Annotated in this window: 15 protein-coding genes; 2 read left to right on the forward strand and 13 right to left on the reverse strand. The window is 68.6% G+C overall.

The genetic code is table 11. The annotated features are described in order from the left end of the window. The first annotated feature begins 74 nt into the window (after nt 1–74). Nucleotides 75–734 (forward strand): AMIN-like domain-containing (lipo)protein, encoded by a 660-nt coding sequence (locus tag CAURIS_RS06910; RefSeq protein ID WP_290341226.1) that lies wholly within the window; start codon nt 75–77, stop codon nt 732–734. Between the two features lie 27 nt (nt 735–761). Here the strand turns inward: CAURIS_RS06910 and CAURIS_RS06915 are convergent, their stop codons facing one another. From CAURIS_RS06915 to CAURIS_RS06930, 4 genes are all read right to left on the reverse strand, one after another. After that, nucleotides 762–3,044 carry a polyribonucleotide nucleotidyltransferase gene (locus tag CAURIS_RS06915; protein WP_290343346.1) on the reverse strand — a complete coding sequence of 761 codons (2,283 nt, stop codon included), beginning with the start codon at nt 3,042–3,044 and terminating at the stop codon, nt 762–764. A 190-nt stretch (nt 3,045–3,234) separates the two neighbouring features. Next, a complete protein-coding gene (rpsO, locus tag CAURIS_RS06920) occupies nt 3,235–3,504 on the reverse strand; it encodes a 30S ribosomal protein S15 (protein WP_290341228.1) in 270 nt (89 codons plus the stop codon). Nucleotides 3,505–3,646: 142 nt separating this feature from the next. After that, nucleotides 3,647–4,603 carry a nucleoside hydrolase gene (locus tag CAURIS_RS06925; RefSeq protein WP_290341231.1) on the reverse strand — a complete coding sequence of 319 codons (957 nt, stop codon included), beginning with the start codon at nt 4,601–4,603 and terminating at the stop codon, nt 3,647–3,649. Nucleotides 4,604–4,619: 16 nt separating this feature from the next. Further along, entirely contained in the window at nt 4,620–5,597 is a 978-nt protein-coding gene (locus tag CAURIS_RS06930) for a bifunctional riboflavin kinase/FAD synthetase (RefSeq protein WP_290341234.1), read from the reverse strand. A gap of 30 nt (nt 5,598–5,627) precedes the next feature. On the opposite strand from CAURIS_RS06930, the gene truB reads away from it, so the two are divergent. Next, nucleotides 5,628–6,533: a tRNA pseudouridine(55) synthase TruB gene (truB, locus tag CAURIS_RS06935; RefSeq protein WP_290341236.1), complete on the forward strand. Its 906-nt coding sequence runs from the start codon at nt 5,628–5,630 to the stop codon at nt 6,531–6,533. A gap of 13 nt (nt 6,534–6,546) precedes the next feature. Here truB and CAURIS_RS06940 read toward each other — a convergent pair whose 3' ends face one another. From CAURIS_RS06940 to rimP, 9 genes are all read right to left on the reverse strand, one after another. Continuing rightward, nucleotides 6,547–7,227: a 4'-phosphopantetheinyl transferase family protein gene (locus tag CAURIS_RS06940; RefSeq protein ID WP_290341238.1), complete on the reverse strand. Its 681-nt coding sequence runs from the start codon at nt 7,225–7,227 to the stop codon at nt 6,547–6,549. Next, nucleotides 7,227–8,027, reverse strand: coding sequence for a metallophosphoesterase family protein (locus CAURIS_RS06945; protein ID WP_290341240.1), 801 nt, complete (start codon nt 8,025–8,027; stop codon nt 7,227–7,229). Before CAURIS_RS06945 ends, CAURIS_RS06940 begins: the two co-directional genes overlap by 1 nt. Nucleotides 8,028–8,053: 26 nt before the next feature. Further along, nucleotides 8,054–9,349: an MATE family efflux transporter gene (locus CAURIS_RS06950; RefSeq protein ID WP_290341242.1), complete on the reverse strand. Its 1,296-nt coding sequence runs from the start codon at nt 9,347–9,349 to the stop codon at nt 8,054–8,056. Next, nucleotides 9,349–10,329 (reverse strand): DHH family phosphoesterase, encoded by a 981-nt coding sequence (locus tag CAURIS_RS06955; protein ID WP_290341244.1) that lies wholly within the window; start codon nt 10,327–10,329, stop codon nt 9,349–9,351. Before CAURIS_RS06955 ends, CAURIS_RS06950 begins: the two co-directional genes overlap by 1 nt. Before the next feature lies 1 nt (nt 10,330). Continuing rightward, nucleotides 10,331–10,765: a 30S ribosome-binding factor RbfA gene (gene rbfA, locus CAURIS_RS06960; protein WP_290341245.1), complete on the reverse strand. Its 435-nt coding sequence runs from the start codon at nt 10,763–10,765 to the stop codon at nt 10,331–10,333. 129 nt (nt 10,766–10,894) lie between these two features. Beyond that, nucleotides 10,895–13,744, reverse strand: a complete 2,850-nt coding sequence (infB, locus tag CAURIS_RS06965) for a translation initiation factor IF-2 (protein ID WP_290341247.1) — start codon at nt 13,742–13,744, stop codon at nt 10,895–10,897. A gap of 108 nt (nt 13,745–13,852) precedes the next feature. Beyond that, a complete protein-coding gene (locus CAURIS_RS06970; protein WP_290341249.1) occupies nt 13,853–14,176 on the reverse strand; it encodes a YlxR family protein in 324 nt (107 codons plus the stop codon). A 174-nt stretch (nt 14,177–14,350) separates the two neighbouring features. Then, on the reverse strand, nt 14,351–15,352 hold the full coding sequence (gene nusA / locus CAURIS_RS06975; protein ID WP_290341252.1) for a transcription termination factor NusA: 1,002 nt from the start codon (nt 15,350–15,352) through the stop codon (nt 14,351–14,353). After that, entirely contained in the window at nt 15,353–15,901 is a 549-nt protein-coding gene (gene rimP / locus CAURIS_RS06980; protein ID WP_290341254.1) for a ribosome maturation factor RimP, read from the reverse strand. Nucleotides 15,902–15,910 lie beyond the last annotated feature (9 nt).

Below are 15,910 nucleotides of genomic sequence, written 5' to 3' on the forward strand. Positions count from 1 at the left end.
CGCCCGGTCACGATTGCCTTACGGTGCTCGGAACTTCAGCCCTGCCCGCCACACGCCCCGTTACAGTAAGACGTATGAAACACAACGACCGGACCCGTGCTCCCCTCGTCGCGTCGGCGCTTGCCGCAGCGGTCGGCCTCGGGGCGTGCGCCCCCGCGGCAGAGGACGCCCAGGACACGACGGTGACGACCGCCACCACGACAGCCTCCACTACCGCCGCTCCCACCACCGAAACGACGACGGCAACCCCTGAGGCGCCCTCGCACCTCGCGGCGACGGCCGAGGAGGCCGACACCCCGGGCGAGTTCAGCCTGGACCGCGCCCAGCAGGCTCCCTCCCCGGCGGCCGAGCTCGTTATCGCGGACGTGCGGGCTGCCGCGCACGACGGCTTCGACCGCGTCGTCTTCGAGTACTCCGGAGCGGGTGCGCCCGGGTTTATCGCGGACTACACCGCCCAGCCGCTGCAGCAGGCGTCGGGTTACCCGATCGAGGTCGCCGGAACCGCCTACCTCGAAGTCATGATCCAGGGCACGCCCATGGGTATGCTCAGCCCCCGCGAGGAGCTCAACTCGGTCGGCCCGATGAACATCGCGGCCGAGTCCGTTCAGGGCGTCACCCACGGCGGCGTGTTCGAGGCCGACACGCAGTACTTCATCGGCCTCGACCAGCAGCGCCCCTTCCACGCCTACACGCTCGCGGATCCGCCGCGCGTAGTCGTGGATATTCAGAGGTAGGCGGCCGCGGGGTGGTCCCCGCCGGGCCTAGTCCTCGGCAGGGTCCTCGACGGGTACGAGCGAGATCTTGCCGCGGTTGTCAATGTCGGCGATTTCCACCTCGATCCGCTCGCCGACGGTGACCACGTCGTCGACGTTCTCGACGCGCCTGTTCCCGCCGAGCTTCGAAATGTGGATCAGCCCGTCCGTGCCCGGCAGGATGGAGACGAACGCGCCGAAGGCGACGGTCTTGACCACGGTGCCGAGGTAGCGCTCCCCCACCTTCGGCAGCTGGGGGTTGGCGATGCCGTTGATGCGCTCAATCGCGTTGTCGGCAGCCTCTCCGGAGGCGGCGGAGACGTAGATCGTGCCATCGTCCTCGATGGACACCTCGGCCCCGGTCTCGTCGGTGATCTGGTTGATGGTCTTGCCCTTCGGCCCGATCACCTCGCCGATCTTGCCCACCGGGACCTTGATGGTGGTGATCTTCGGGGCCAGCGAACTCATCTCGTCCGGGCCGTCGATGACCTCCGCCATCGTGTCCAGGATCGCCTCACGGGCGTCACGAGCCTGTTCGAGGGCGGCGGCGAGCACGTCGGAGGGGATCCCGTCGAGCTTGGTGTCAAGCTGCAGCGCGGTGATGAACTCCCGGGTGCCCGCCACCTTGAAGTCCATGTCGCCGAAGGCATCCTCGGCCCCGAGGATGTCGGTCAGGGTGACGTACTCGGTCTCCCCGTCGACCTCGCCAGAGACCAGGCCCATCGCGATGCCCGCCACCGGGGCCGCCAGAGGCACACCGGCGTTGTAGAGCGACAGCGTCGAGGCGCACACCGAGCCCATCGACGTCGACCCGTTCGAGCTCAGCGCCTCGGAGACCTGGCGGATGGTGTAGGGGAACTCCTCCTTCGAGGGGATCACCGGCACCAGCGCACGCTCGGCGAGCGCGCCGTGACCGATCTCGCGGCGCTTCGGGGAGCCGACGCGGCCGGTCTCGCCAGTGGAATACGGCGGGAAGTTGTAGTGGTGAATGTAGTGCTTGGAGGTCTCCGGCGACAGCGAGTCGACGGTCTGCTCCATCTTCAGCATGTCCAGCGTGGTCACGCCGAGGATCTGGGTCTCGCCGCGCTCGAACAGCGCCGAGCCGTGGGCCCGCGGAATGAGCTCGACCTCGACCTCGAGGTCGCGAATGTCGGTGACACCACGGCCGTCGATGCGGAAGCCCTCGGTGAGGATCTTCTCGCGCACGATCGACTTCATCAGGGCGTTGTACGCGGCGCGGATCTCCTTCACGGCCGCGCGCTCCTCGTCTTCGTCGTCGTCATCAATGTCGAAGGCGTCGAGCAAGTCCCCCTCGATGTCCTCCATGTACGCATTGGTGGCGTCGTCACGCTCCTGCTTGCCCGTGATAGTGAGCAGCTTCGCGAGCTTCTTCGCGGCCTTCTTCTCCACCGCCTCGTACACCTTCTCGCTGTAGGCGGGGAAGAGCTCGAACTCCTGCACCTCCTTCGCGGCCTTCGCGGCCAGGCCGGCCTGCGCCTCGCAGAGGGTCCGGATGTACGGCTTCGCCGCCTCGAGGCCCTGCGCCACCGTGGCCTCGGTCGGCGCGGGGGCCCCCTGAGCAACCTGCTTGGCGACGTTTGACCCGGCGCCCGCCTCAACCATCATGATCGCTACATCGCTTTTTCCCTTGCGCTCGACGATGCGACCGGCGACGACCATCTCGAACAGGCAGCGCTCGTGCTGCGCGTGGTTCGGGAAGGCCACCCACTGGCCCGCCGGGTGCTTGTCGTCGGCCACGAGCGCCATGCGCACGCCGCCGACGGGCCCGGAAACGGGCAGGCCGGAAAGCTGGGTGGCGGCGGAGGCGCCGTTGATGGCCACCACGTCGTAGTACTCCTGCGGGTCCATCGACAGCACCGTGATAATCACCTGCACCTCGTTGCGCAGCCCCTTGACGAAGGTGGGGCGCAGCGGGCGGTCGATGAGGCGGCAGGCCAAGATGGCCTCGGTGGAGGGCCGGCCCTCGCGGCGGAAGAAGGAGCCGGGGATGCGCCCGGCGGCGTACATCCGCTCCTCGACGTCGACGGTGAGCGGGAAGAAGTCGAAGCCCTCGCGGGGGTTGTTCGAGGCCGTGGTGGTGGCCAGCATCATGGTGTCGTCGTCGAGGTAGGTGGTCACGGAGCCGCCTGCCTGGCGGGCGAGCTGCCCGGTTTCGAAGCGGATGGTGCGGGAGCCGAAGTCGCCGTTGTCCAGGACGGCGACGGCCTCGGTGGTTCCGTACTCCTCGTCTACGTAGACGTCGGAGGTGTTTTTCGGGGTAAATGTGCTCAAAGGGTCCCTCTCTGTGGTATCCCGGCGATCATCGGTGCCGCCATAGTCTTCTGTCTTCACACAACGGCACCCGATTCTAGCAGGTGGAACGCCGAATTGCTGAGCAGGGCGCCGACGCCAGCCACACGGCGACAAAGAAAAAGCCGCCGCTTGTCGCGTGGACAAGGGGCGGCGGCCGGGGCGGCGCGAACTAGCGGCGCAGGCCCAGGCGGGCGATCAGGTCGCGGTAGCGCTCGACGTTGTTCTCGCGCAGGTACTTCAGCAGGCCACGGCGGCGACCGACCAGCAGCAGCAGGCCGCGGCGGGAGTGGTGGTCGTGCTTGTGGGTCTTGAGGTGCTCGGTGAGGCCGTTGATGCGCTCGGTGAGCAGGGCGACCTGGGCCTCCGGGGAGCCGGTGTCGGTCTCGTGCAGGCCGTAGTTCTTCAGGATCTCGGACTTCTTCTCAGTGGTCAGCGCCATGAGTTACTCCTTGGTTATTTCAGTTCGCATGCCATGAATCAGCGTCCGGGCGCGACCGCTGCGAACCGCAGTCTTCTTCCTTCGTGCCCGAAGCCAGAAGGTCAGAGTAACAAAATCCCGCCGCGGCCCAAAATCCCCCGCGCTAGTCGGTGGCCGCGGCCACGGCGGTGAGCCGGCGCATGAACTCGCCGAGGAAGCGCTCGGTGTCCACGGCGACCGCGACGTGCGCCGTTTTCACCGGTTCGTTCAGGCGGGTCTCGTCGCCGATGGTGCGGCCCCGGGTAGCTCCCTCGGTCTCGGTCTTCATGTTGATATCCAGAAGTGTCACCAAAGACGGGTCGATGGCCACGGCCACCGCCAGCGGGTCGTGCAGCCCGCAGCCGCCGAGGTGGGGGGCCGTGGTCTCGTACGCCTTGATGTAGTAGTTCGTCGCCGCGGCCAAAAAGTCGCCGCCGCGGGTCCCCAGGGCCGCCCACTGTGCGGTCTCGGACGTGGTCAGCAGGGTCTGCAGGGTCACGTCGAGGCCGATCATGGTGACGTCGGCGGCACGGCGGAAGAGCAGGTCGGTGGCCTCGGGATCCTGGTTGACGTTCGCCTCGGCCCAGGGCGAGACGTTGCCCGGCACAGTGAGCGCGCCGCCCATCATGACGATGTGAGCCTCGCGCGCGAAGGTCTCCGATGCCTCGATCGCCGCGGCGATCGTCGTCGAGGGCCCGGTGGGCACGATGACGAGGTCGTCGCCGTAGCGCTCCACGGACTCGACGAGGAAGTCGACGGCGGATGTCGTTTCGGGCGCCCGGGTGGCGTCGGCAAGCTGTGCCTCCCCGACCCCGTTGGTGCCGTGGATAAAGGAAGAAATCTCGAGGACCTCGAACGAATCGCGCTCGCGCGCGTGGCCGGGCCCGGCGAAGACCGGCACGTCGGTGCGGCCGAACAGGTCGAGGATGGCGAGGCTGTTGCGCACGCCGTCCTCGACGGTGACGTTGCCGTAGGTGCCCGTCACGCCGATGAGATCGAGCTCCTCGCTGCCAAGCGCGTAGGCGAGGGCGAGGGCGTCGTCGATACCGGTGTCAAGGTCGAGGATTACTTTGCGGGCCACTGATGGCTCCTTCCAGCTAGGCGTTGATGTGCAAAATGTCGCGCGTGCGGGCCACGTCGCGGGCCATGTTGTCGAGCAGCTCCTCGACGGAATCGAACTTGCGCATGTCGCGGACCTTGCCGACGAACTCCACCCGGGCCACGCGTCCGTACAGGTCCGCTTCCCGGTCGAGGATAAAGGACTCGACGCTTCTGCGATTGTCTCCGAAGGTGGGGTTGGTGCCCACGGAAATCGCCGCCGGGTAGCGCAGGCCGGGCTCCATGTCGCCGTCGATCGGCTCCTCGCCGAGGATGGTCAGCCAGCCGGCGTAGACGCCGTCGGCGGGCAGCGCCGTGATGTCCTCGACGTACTGGTTGGCGGTCGGGTAGCCCAGCTCGCGGCCGCCGCGGCCCGCGCCGCGCTCGACGGGGGCGGTCACCGCGAAGGGGCGGCCCATGTAGTCGCGAGCAACGTCGATGTTGCCCTCGGCGAGCTCGCGGCGGATGGCGGTGGAGCAGATGCGGGCGCCGCCGTCGTCAAGCAAGCCCACGATGGTGACGTCGAAAAGGTGCTCGCGGCCGAGCTGCGCCATGGTCTCCGCGTTCCCCGCAGCGTCGCGGCCGAAGGTGAAGTTCTCCCCCACCACGACGTGGCGGGCGTTGAGGCGGCCCAAGAGCGTGTTGCTGACGTAATCCTGCGGGCTGTCGCCGGCGAGTTCCTTGCGGAAGTCGATCACGAGGAGGTAATCCACGCCGAGAGACTCGATCAGCCGGGCGCGCTCGGCCAGGCTCACCAGGGCGGCGGGAGCGCGATCGGGCGCAAAGATGGACACGGGGTGCGGCTCGAAGGTCATGACCACGCACGGCACGTCCTGGCGGCGGGCCTCCTCCACCGCGCGGGAAATGAGCAGCTGGTGGCCCCTGTGCACGCCGTCGAAGACCCCGATGGTGACCACCGTGCCGTCCGGCCGACCGAAGCCTTCGGGCACCTCGTCCAGTCCGCGCAAAATATCCACGGAGGACAGACTACGGCATACTGAATGCCCATGACCGATCCCCTAACCGATCCGCTCGCCACCTCCGGCATCGTCGTCGTCGACAAACCGGCGGGCATGACGAGCCACGACGTCGTCGCCCGCCTGCGACGGGCCTTCGGCACCCGCAAGGTCGGCCACGCCGGCACCCTCGATCCGATGGCCACCGGCGTGCTCGTCGCCGGGATCGAGCGCGGCACGAAGCTGCTCGCCCACCTCGTCGCCCACGACAAGGTCTATGCCGCGACGATCCGCCTCGGCGCGGCCACGACGACCGACGACGCTGACGGCGAGGTCACCTCCACGGCATTCGCCGCGGACCTCGACCACTCCGCGCTGCGCGAGGCCGTCGACCGGCTGACCGGGGAGATCATGCAGGTGCCGGCAAGGGTCTCGGCAGTCAAGGTCGGCGGCCGCCGCGCCCACGAACTCGCCCGCGAGGGCATCGAGGTGGACCTGCCCGCCCGCCCGGTTACCGTCTTTACCTTCGAGGTTCTGGACATCCGCCGCGCCGCGCCGTACCTCGACGTCGACGTGCGCGTGCACTGCTCGTCCGGCACCTACATCCGCTCGCTGGCCCGCGACCTCGGCTCTGACCTCGGCGTCGGCGGCCACCTCACGGCGCTGCGCCGCGAGAAAGTTGGCAGCTTTTCGCTTGACGACGCCCACAAGCTGCCCCACCTCGATGAACATCCCACCTTGAGCCTCACCCTCGACGAGGCTCTGTCGCGCTCGTGGCCGGTCCTGCCTGTGACGAGCGAGGAGTACGAGGCGCTGGCGATGGGAAAGTGGCTCGAGCCCCGCGGCCTCAGCGGCGTGCACGCGGCCGTCGGACCCGACGGCCGGGCGGTGGCGCTGGTGAAAGAGAAGGGCGCGCGGCTGGCCACGGTCTTCGTGGCGCGGCCGTCGACGCTGTAGAGCGAGCGCCCGGCTAGCGCGCGAATTTCGCCTGCAGCGAGCGGGTGACAAACGCGGAGGCGATGAGGTACCCGCCCCGCTTTTCCCACCTGCCCTCGAAGAAGGGCACGGGAGTGGGACGCGCCAGAAGATAGGCCAAAAAGGTGCCGTCGACGCGGATATCCATTTCCGCCTCGGTAAAGCCCAGCCAGCGCCGAGTCATGGGGAACCAGCACTTGTACGTCGCCTCTTTCGCGCAGAAGGTCAGGCGGTCCGCCCAATCCATTCCGCAATCGCGGAGCCTGTCGATGCGCACCCGTTCCCTGGCGTTGGCGATCTCCCCCACCACTTCCTCCGGCAACGGCTTCGCGGGTTCGGCGTCGAGTCCGATGGAGACGACGTGACGTGTCGACGCCGCGACCGCCGCGCGGAACCCCTCGGTGTGGGTCAGGGAGCCGATGTAGCCCTGCGGCCACAGCGGCATCCCCCGCTCGCCGCGCAAGATGGCCTCGCCGGTGTCCACGCCGAGCTCGCGAAGCGCCTGGTGGGCGCACCAGCGGGCGTCCCCGAACTCCCCTTTACGCAGGTCCACGGCCTGGCTGACGAGGCGCTGCTCCTCCGGGTGCAGCTCCCGGTAGTTCGTCAGGTCCCGACCGTCGCCCGTGCGGATGTACACGTAGCGCGCATGGGGTGGGAAAAGGTCGAGATCCTGCATCACCGGCGCACCTCCATGACCGGGTAGGGCCAAGGGGTAGCGCGTGTGGAGTTCTGCCACTCGCGCGGGTAGCCGAGGGACACCTCGATGTGGTCGACCCCGTCGATCACCGTGACGCCGGGCATGTGCAGGTGGCCGTAGACCACGGCGCGAGCGTTGTAGCGCCGGGCCCAGGTGCGGGTGTGCCGGGTGCCGCACCACAGGGCGATCTCGGACCACCGCATCTTCATCACCGGCTCCTGCACCAGCGGCCAGTGGTTGATCAGCACCGTGGGGCCCTCGATGCGCGAAAGGCGCTTGGTGGTGTAGGCGAGCCGGTCCCAGCACCAGGCGCGGATGTCCACGAAGGGGGCGATGGCGAACTCGTCGGTCATCATGATGTTCTTCTCCCGCGCGGCCGTCACCGCCTCCTGCACCGTCAGGCTCGGGCCGCGGAAGGAGTAGTCGTAGAGCGTGAACAGCGGCGCAATGGTCACCCCGTGGAACACCGGGTACGGGTCCTCCGGCGTCACCACCCCAACCTCGCGCAGGGCCTGGACCAGCGCGGCGTACTTCTCGCGGCCCCGGTAGCGGTCGGAGGAACGGGAGAACAGCTCGTGGTTGCCCGGGGCCCAGATCACGGTGTCGAAGCGCTGGGCCAGATCCGCCAGCACGTCGACGATGAGCTCCAGTCGCTCCGCCACGTCGCCGGCGACGATCAGCCAGTCCGACGGGTCCGTCGGCTGGATCTGCCGGATCATGGGGCCGTTCGCCTTTACCGCGGCGTGCAGATCCGCCACGGCCCACAACGTCGTGGTCATGCCATATATGCCTACCACAGCGGGAGCTACGCGGCGCCGACGCGCGCCCACTTCATGGACGTAAACCTGTGGGCCACCCCGCCGAAGCGGATGAGCAGCGCGACCAGCTGGCCCGCCCAGATTCCCGTCAGCCCCCACCCGGCAAGAGAAGACACACCGATGAGCGGTAGGGCACCCACAAGCACTGCCGCCAGAGTCAGGGTACGCAGGAAAGCCGCGTCCCCCGCTCCGAGCAGCACGCCGTCGAGCGCGAAGACGACGCCGCCGATCACGATCATGGTGATCAAAAGCCACCACGGCACCCCGAGTTCGCCCGTCACCGCGGCGTCCTGGGTGAAGATGGCCTGGATGGGACCGCCGAACAGAGCGAACACCCCGGCAAGGGCGCAGGCGAAAAGGACAGAGAAGATGACGCACCGGGTTCCTACCTCCCGCGCCCGCGCGGCCTGGCCCTGCCCCAGCGCCGAGCCGGTGAGTGTCTGGGCCGCAATGGCCAGAGAATCGAGCACGAGGGTGAGAAAGTTCCACAGCTGCAGCAGCACCTGGTGCGCGGCCAGCGCAGCCACGCCGAAGCGGCCCGCCACTGCGGCCGCCGCGAGCAGCGAGACCTGGAAGGACAGCGAGCGCAGGATGAGGTCGCGACCGAGGACCAGCTGGCGGCGGATAATGCTCCAGCGCGGACCCCACGGCCCCGAGTGCTCCCGCACCAGCACCCACAGGAAGAGGCTGGCCGTAATTGACACCCCGATCACGTTCGCCACGGCGGACCCGACGAGGCCGTACCGGGCCACAAGCGGCGGCAGGAGCAACGCACCGGGGGCGACTCCGCACAGCGTGAGCACAAGCGGCAGCCGCGTGTTCTGCACCGCGCGCAGCCATCCGTTTCCCGCCATGATGAGCAAGGTCAGGGGAATGCTCACTACCGCCACGCGCATCCAGGGCACCGCCTCATCTGCGGTGGCGGCGTCGTCGGTGAGAAACAGGGCGAGCGGGCGAGCGAACACGCCCACCAGCACCGCCAGCGCTAGTCCGACAAAGCACGCCACCCACGAGGCCTGAACGCCTTCGGCTACGGCGCCGGCGCGGTCGCCCGATCCGTAGAGGCGCGACGCCCGCGCCGTCGTGCCGTAGGACAAGAACGTCAGCTGGGTGGTCACGGTGGATTGGATCGCCGCGCCGGCCGCTAAAGCAGCCAGCTCGCCTGTGCCCAGCCGGCCCACTACGGCGGTGTCCAAGAGCAGGTACAGGGGGTTGGCGGCGAGCACGCCCAGCGCTGGGAGTGCGAGGGCGAGGATGCGGCGGGCGCTGACCTCGCCGCTCATCAAATCTTCCTCAGAATCCGCCCCACCACCTCAGCGCGGGGGCCGGAGGCGCTCAGGCCGGCGGCCGGGACGTGCCCGCCGCCGCCGAGGGCTTGCGCCACCCGCGAGACGTCGACGGTGCTCGAGCGCAGCGACACGCTCCAGTAGCCGGGGGCTTGCTCCTTGAGCACCACTCCGACGTCGCAACGCTCGATCACGCGGGCGTAGTCAATCACGGCCTCGACGGCCTGCTGGCTCATCGCCTTGAGCGCGTCCACGCCGATCGTGAACACGCACACCCGGCGGCCGTGCGCTTCGTGGCGCTCCATGCCCGCGAGCACCCCGCCGAGCAGGAGCATGTCCCGCGCGCTCATTGCGTCCATGAGGCGCAGGGAAATCTCCCGGGTGTCCAGGCCGTAGCCGAGCAGCTCCGCCGCCATGCGGTGCATGCGCTGGGTGCCCCAGCGGAAGTTGCCGGTGTCCGTGACCAGCCCGGCGTAGAGGCAATGCGCCATCGCGGTATCGGCGACCACGCCCAGGTGAACGAAAAGTTCGCGCACCAGCATCGTGGTCGACTCCCCGATGACAATCAGGTTGCGGCCCCCGAACCCGCGGTTCGTCTCGTGGTGGTCGATGACGACAACCCGGGCCGGGTCAGCCTGGATCTGCGCGGCGAAGGCCCCGGTGCGGTCCACGGACGCGCAGTCCACCGTCACCACGAGGTCCGTCTCCGGCAGCCGGTCCGTATAGCTGACCTCGCCTACCCCGGGCACGGAGTCCAGGTTTTTTTGGTGCGCGAAGGGCTGCCCGATGAACACGTCGGCGCGGACCCCAAGGGAACGCAGGCCGGCCGCCAGGCCGCAGGCGGACCCGACGGCGTCCGCGTCCGGCCTAATGTGGCCCACGACGGCTACCGAACGCGCCCCGCCCAGCACCCGCGCAACGTCGGCGAACTCGTCCTCGAGCTCCGGGAAGAGCAGCCCCTCCATTCGCGTGGCCACGCTAGATGTCCGTCGTCTTGTACGGGTTGCCCTCGCCGGCCGGGGTGGCGTTCTCCCGGAGCTTCGCCAGCTCCGCATCTCGCTCGCGGGCGCGGCTGAGCAGCTCCTCCATCCGCGCCGAGGCCTCGGGCACGGTGTCCTGCTCGAAGGCGAGGGTGGGGGTAAAACGCACCCCGAGCTCGTCGCCCACGACCTTGCGCAGCTGACCGCGCGCCCTGTGCAAAGCCTCGGCCGCCTGGGCGTAGTCGGGTTCGTCGTTGATGTCGCGCCCGCGCGCCGTGTAGTACACGGTGGCGTCGTGGAGGTCGCCCGTCAGCCGCACGTCGGTGATGGTCACCAGCTCGAGGCGGCGGTCCTTCACCTGGCGCTCGATCGCCCGGGCGACGATCTCCTGGATGCGCTTGGCCAGGCGTTGTGCACGAGGGTTCTCAGCCATCTCATCTCCTTATGACACGGGCGGATGTGGTTCCCCGTCATCCTACAGCGCGCCCAATCGCCTCCCGAAACGGGCGAAAGGCCCCGCCCCCACGGCAGGAGACGGAGCCTTTTTCGCTTTTCGACGCCCCTAGGTGCGCGGCACCTCGACCGTCTCGTAGACCTGGATCTCGTCGTCGACCTGGATGTCCGGGTAGGACAGCACCATGCCGCACTCGTAGCCCTTGTCCACTTCGGTGACGTCGTCCTTCTCCCGGCGCAGCGAATCGATGGTCGCGTCCGGGGTGATGACGTTGCCGTCGCGCACCAGGCGGCACTTCGCATTGCGACGCACCTTGCCGTCGGTGACCATGCAGCCGGCGATGAGGCCCACCGCGGACGCCTTGAAGATCTGGCGGATCTCCGCGGTACCGAGGTCGCGCTCCTCGTAGATCGGCTTGAGCATGCCCTTGAGCGCGCTCTCCACCTCCTCGATGACCTTGTAGATCACCGAGTAGTAGCGGATCTCCACGCCCTCGTTGTTCGCTTCCTCGGTCGCCTTGCCCTCGGCGCGCACGTTGAAGGCGACGATCACGGCGTCGGACGCCGCGGCGAGCACCACGTTGGTCTGGGTCACGGCACCGACACCGCGGTCGATGATGTTGACCTCGACCTCGTCGTCGACCTCGATCTTGAGCAGCGCCTCCTCGAGGGCTTCCACCGAACCGGCGTTGTCGCCCTTGAGGATGAGGTTGAGCTGGCTGGTCTCCTTGAGCGCCTGGTCCAGGTTCTCGAGGGAGACGCGCTTCTTCGTCCGCGCCTGCTGAGCGGAGCGCATGCGGGCATCGCGCTGCGCCGCGATCTGGCGGGCAACGCGGTCGTCCTCGACCACGAGCAGGTTATCGCCGGGGCCCGGCACGCCGTTCAGCCCCTGCACCTGCACCGGACGCGACGGCCCGGCCTCCTCGACGTCGTTGCCCCACTCGTCGACCATGCGGCGCACGCGGCCGTAGTTGCCGCCGACAACGATCGAGTCGCCGACACGCAGGGTGCCGCGCTGCACGATGACCGTGGACACTGGGCCGCGGCCACGGTCGAGGTTCGACTCGATAGCAATGCCCTGGGCGTCCATGTCGGGGTTAGCGCGCAGGTCCAGAGCCGCATCCGCGGTGAGCAGGACGGCCTCGAGCAGGTCGTCGATACCAGTGCCCTGCTTCGCCGAGATGTCGATGAACATGGTGTCGCCGCCGTACTCCTCGGGCACGAGCCCGTACTCGGTGAGCTGCCCGCGGATCTTGTCCGGCTGGGCCTCCGGCTTATCTACCTTGTTCACAGCGACCACGATCGGCAGCTCAGCCGCCTTGGCGTGGTTGATCGCCTCCACGGTCTGCGGCATGACGCCGTCGTCCGCCGCCACGACCAGGATGGCCAGGTCAGTCGACTTGGCACCGCGGGCGCGCATGGCGGTAAACGCCTCGTGGCCCGGGGTATCCAGGAACGTGATCCGGCGCGACTCGTCCTCCAGCGTGACGGTGGTCTGGTACGCACCGATGCCCTGGGTGATACCACCGGCCTCGCCCGAACCGACGTTCGCGCGTCGGATCGAGTCCAGCAGGCGGGTCTTGCCGTGGTCGACGTGACCCATGACGGAGACCACCGGCGGGCGGTACTCCAGGTCCTCCTCGCCGCCTTCGTCCTCGCCGAACTGAAGGTCGAAGGACTCGAGCAGCTCGCGATCCTCGTCCTCCGGGGAGACGATCTTGACCTCGTAGTTGATCTCCGCGCCTAGGATCTGCAGGGTCTCCTCCGGCACGGACTGCGTCGCTGTGACCATCTCGCCGAGGTTGAACAGGGCCTGGACCAGGTTCGACGCCTCGGTGCCGATCTTCTCCGCGAAGTCGCTCAGCGTCGCGCCCTGGCGCAGCCGGACGGTCTTGCCGCCGCCGTCGGGAAGCCGCACGCCGCCGACGACGTTCGGTGCGTGCATCTCCTCGTACTCGTGGCGCTTCTGACGCTTCGACTTACGCCCGCGCCCCGGAGCGCCGCCGGGACGACCGAACGCGCCGGCGGTCCCACCGCGGCGGCCGCCGCGACCCCGGAAACCACCGCCATGGCCGGGTCCCCCCGGCCCACGGCCACGGCCGCCGCCCTGGCCACCGCGGCCACGGCCGGCATTCGCCGACTTGGCAGGCATCTGAGCCGGGTTCGGCGCCATATCAGCCGGCGTCGGTCGCCGACCAGACCCCGGGCGCGGGGCCGGACGCTGCCCCTGTCCGCCGGGGCGCGGCCCGCCCTGCGAGCCACCCTGGCCGCGGCCACGGCCGCCGCCACCCGCGCCACCGGGACGGGGGGCGGGCCGGGGGCCACCGGTGTTGGAGGAAAACGGGTTGTTCGCCACACGCGGGCGGCCACCGGGCTTCGGCACCGGCCGCGGCATAGAACCCGGGGTGGGCGCGCCAGTCTTGGCGCCGGGCTTCGGCGCACCGGGTTTCGGAGCGCCGGGCTTGGCCGCACCAGGCTTGGTCGCACCAGGCTTGGCCGCAGCAGCGCCGGGTTTCGGCGTGCCGGGCTTAGGTGCACCGGCTTCGGGTTCACCAGGCTTGGTCGCACCAGGCTTGGCCGCAGCAGCGCCGGGTTTCGGCGTGCCGGGCTTAGGTGCACCGGCTTCGGGTTCACCAGGCTTCGGCGCACCGGGCTTGGGGGCGCGAGGCTTGGGCGCGCCAGGCTTGGGCGCGCCAGGCTTGGGCGCACCAGACTTGGGCGCACCAGACTTGGGAGCGGCAGCACCGGGTTTCGGCGCCGGCTTTTGACCCTTGCCTTCGGCGGAGCTCTGTCCGGACTTTTCTCCGTAGAACTCCCTCATCTTCTTCACCACCGGCGGTTCGATGGTGGACGATGCCGTCTTCACAAACTCGCCCTGCTCCTTGAGCGTGGCGAGCAGTTCCTTACTTGTTACTCCGAGCTGTTTTGCCAGTTCGTGAACGCGTAGCTTTCCGGGCACGTGTCTCCTTGTTGTTTCTGCTAGGTGACAGCGGCCCGTGAAGGCTACTGACCCCTAGTCGTTGTCAATGACTGTCATCGCTGATGCTGCTTCATGGTTGCGTACTCATCAGTGTTCGGTCTTCCTTACTTCTTGTGGGTCTCCCGCGTGTTCCGCGAGGTACGTCCGTACATGACCTAAGTCCACCGGGGCGGACATGCGGAGCGCGCGGGCGAACGCCCGCCGCTTCTCCGCCAGCTCGAACGCCTCCCACGTCGGAGTGATCCATGCGCCCCTGCCAGGCAGCGAGCGCGTCGGGTCCGCCAAGACCCGCCCGGACCCCGCGGGATCGGCGACGAGACGCAAAAGCTGCGTGTCGTGCGCCGCGCGGCGGGTGGCAATGCAGGTCCGGGTGCGGACGGGGGTGGCGCGTCGCCGTGCGCGTGGATCCATCCCCGTCCTTTCCCGGATAGCGCCTCGCGGCGCCCCGCTCGAATCACCCACGCCGACGTGGTCAGCGTGTTTTAAGCCGTAGTAAACTCTACGCCACTTTTCGGTGTTTTTGTACTTGCCCGCTCAGCACGCTTATCGACGCCCGTCCCGGGCGCCCTGGAGCTTACCCGGCCCCTAGTCCGCGGCGTCGGAGTGGATGTCGATCTTCCACCCCGTCAACCGCGCCGCCAGGCGGGCGTTCTGCCCTTCCTTGCCGATGGCGAGCGAAAGCTGGTAATCCGGCACCGTTACCTTCGCCTGCTGCGCCTCGCGGTCGAGCACCTCCACGCGCACGACCTTGGACGGCGCGAGCGAGTTTCCGACGTACTGTGCCGGGTCCTCGGAGTAGTTGATAATGTCAATCTTCTCGCCGCCGAGCTCGCGCATCACCTCGGACACGCGCGCCCCCCGCGGGCCGATGCAGGCACCCTTGGCGTTGATGCCCTTGACGGTGCCGCGCACGGCGATCTTGGAACGGTGCCCCGCCTCCCGGGCGATGGAGACGATCTCGACGGCGCCGTCGGCGACCTCGGGGACCTCGAGGGCGAACAGGCCGCGCACCAGTTCGGGATGCGTGCGCGAGAGGTTGACCTGGACGTTGCGCTCGCCCTTGTTCACACCGACCACGTAGGCCTTGACGCGGTCGCCGTGCTTCAGGCGCTCGCCCGGGATCTGCTCGGCGGGCAGAAGAATGCCGTCCTGCGGGTCCTGCTCCGTACCGAGCTGGACAACGATGATGCCCCGCGACTCCGCGGTGACATCACGCTGGACAACCCCGGAGACGACCGTCCCCTCGAAGCCGGAGTAGGCGGAAAAGACGCGCCCGGCTTCCTCCTGCCTCATGCGGCGCAGGATGGCGTCTCGCACCGCGTCCGCTCCGATACGGGAAAAGTTCACGGGCGTGACGTCCTTTTCGGAAACGACCACGCCGTCTTCGTCGAGGGTACTGAGCAGGACCGCAACATCGCCGGTCTCGGTGTCGATGTCGATCCGCGCCTTTTCGTTCTCCGCCGCCGGCGCCTCGCGGTTGACACGGTAGGCGCGCAGGAGCGCCTCGGCGATGGTGGTGAGCAGGTCCTGTACCCCGATGCCGTGCTGCTCCTCGATGGTGCGCAGCGCGCGCATGTCGATATTCACTTATTCTCCCTCTCCACGGGAGGCCGCGGAGGCGGCCTCGTCGAACGACTGCTCCGCCAGCTCGATCTCCCCGGCCGGCGGATTGCTGAACTCAACTTCTACCACCGCCCCGGCCAGATCGGAAACCGCCCGAAGCTCCACCATCGGCCCGCCGGAAGCAGGTGCGATGAGCACCACGGTGCGTTCCTCCTCGTCGAGGGCTCCGACGCGGTAGGTCGCCTCGCCGACCTTGACCTTCCGGCCCCGGTTCCGGCGCCAGTGGCGCGGCTGCGTCAACGGCAGGTCGACGCCGGGGGTCGTCACCTCCAGGGTGTACCCGGCGCCGAAATTGAGCTCCCCGGCGGCCTCGTGGGCGTCGAAAAGCTCGCTGATCTCGTTCGATACCTCCTCGAGCTCGTCGAGCGTGGGGCGCGTATCCGAATCGAGGGCCACCACCACCTGGGACTTCTTGCCCGCCTTGACGGTGCGCACCTCCTCGATGTCCATCCCCCGGCGCTCGGCGAGGGGCCGGATCAGTTCGGTGAGGGTCTCGATTCCGGGAAATGCCATGCGCACCAG

The organism is Corynebacterium auris, assembly GCF_030408575.1.
GTDB classification, from domain to species: Bacteria; Actinomycetota; Actinomycetes; order Mycobacteriales; family Mycobacteriaceae; genus Corynebacterium; species Corynebacterium auris.

Coding starts and splice junctions, on each gene's coding strand:
- rbfA (WP_290341245.1), bottom strand. CDS start 10,765: ATGGCTGAGAACCCTCGTGCACAACGCCTGGCCAAGCGCATCCAGGAG.
- rimP (WP_290341254.1), bottom strand. CDS start 15,901: ATGGCATTTCCCGGAATCGAGACCCTCACCGAACTGATCCGGCCCCTC.
- CAURIS_RS06970 (WP_290341249.1), bottom strand. CDS start 14,176: ATGGATCCACGCGCACGGCGACGCGCCACCCCCGTCCGCACCCGGACC.
- CAURIS_RS06945 (WP_290341240.1), bottom strand. CDS start 8,027: ATGACCACGACGTTGTGGGCCGTGGCGGATCTGCACGCCGCGGTAAAG.
- CAURIS_RS06940 (WP_290341238.1), bottom strand. CDS start 7,227: ATGCAGGATCTCGACCTTTTCCCACCCCATGCGCGCTACGTGTACATC.
- CAURIS_RS06950 (WP_290341242.1), bottom strand. CDS start 9,349: ATGAGCGGCGAGGTCAGCGCCCGCCGCATCCTCGCCCTCGCACTCCCA.
- truB (WP_290341236.1), top strand. CDS start 5,628: ATGACCGATCCCCTAACCGATCCGCTCGCCACCTCCGGCATCGTCGTC.
- CAURIS_RS06910 (WP_290341226.1), top strand. CDS start 75: ATGAAACACAACGACCGGACCCGTGCTCCCCTCGTCGCGTCGGCGCTT.
- rpsO (WP_290341228.1), bottom strand. CDS start 3,504: ATGGCGCTGACCACTGAGAAGAAGTCCGAGATCCTGAAGAACTACGGC.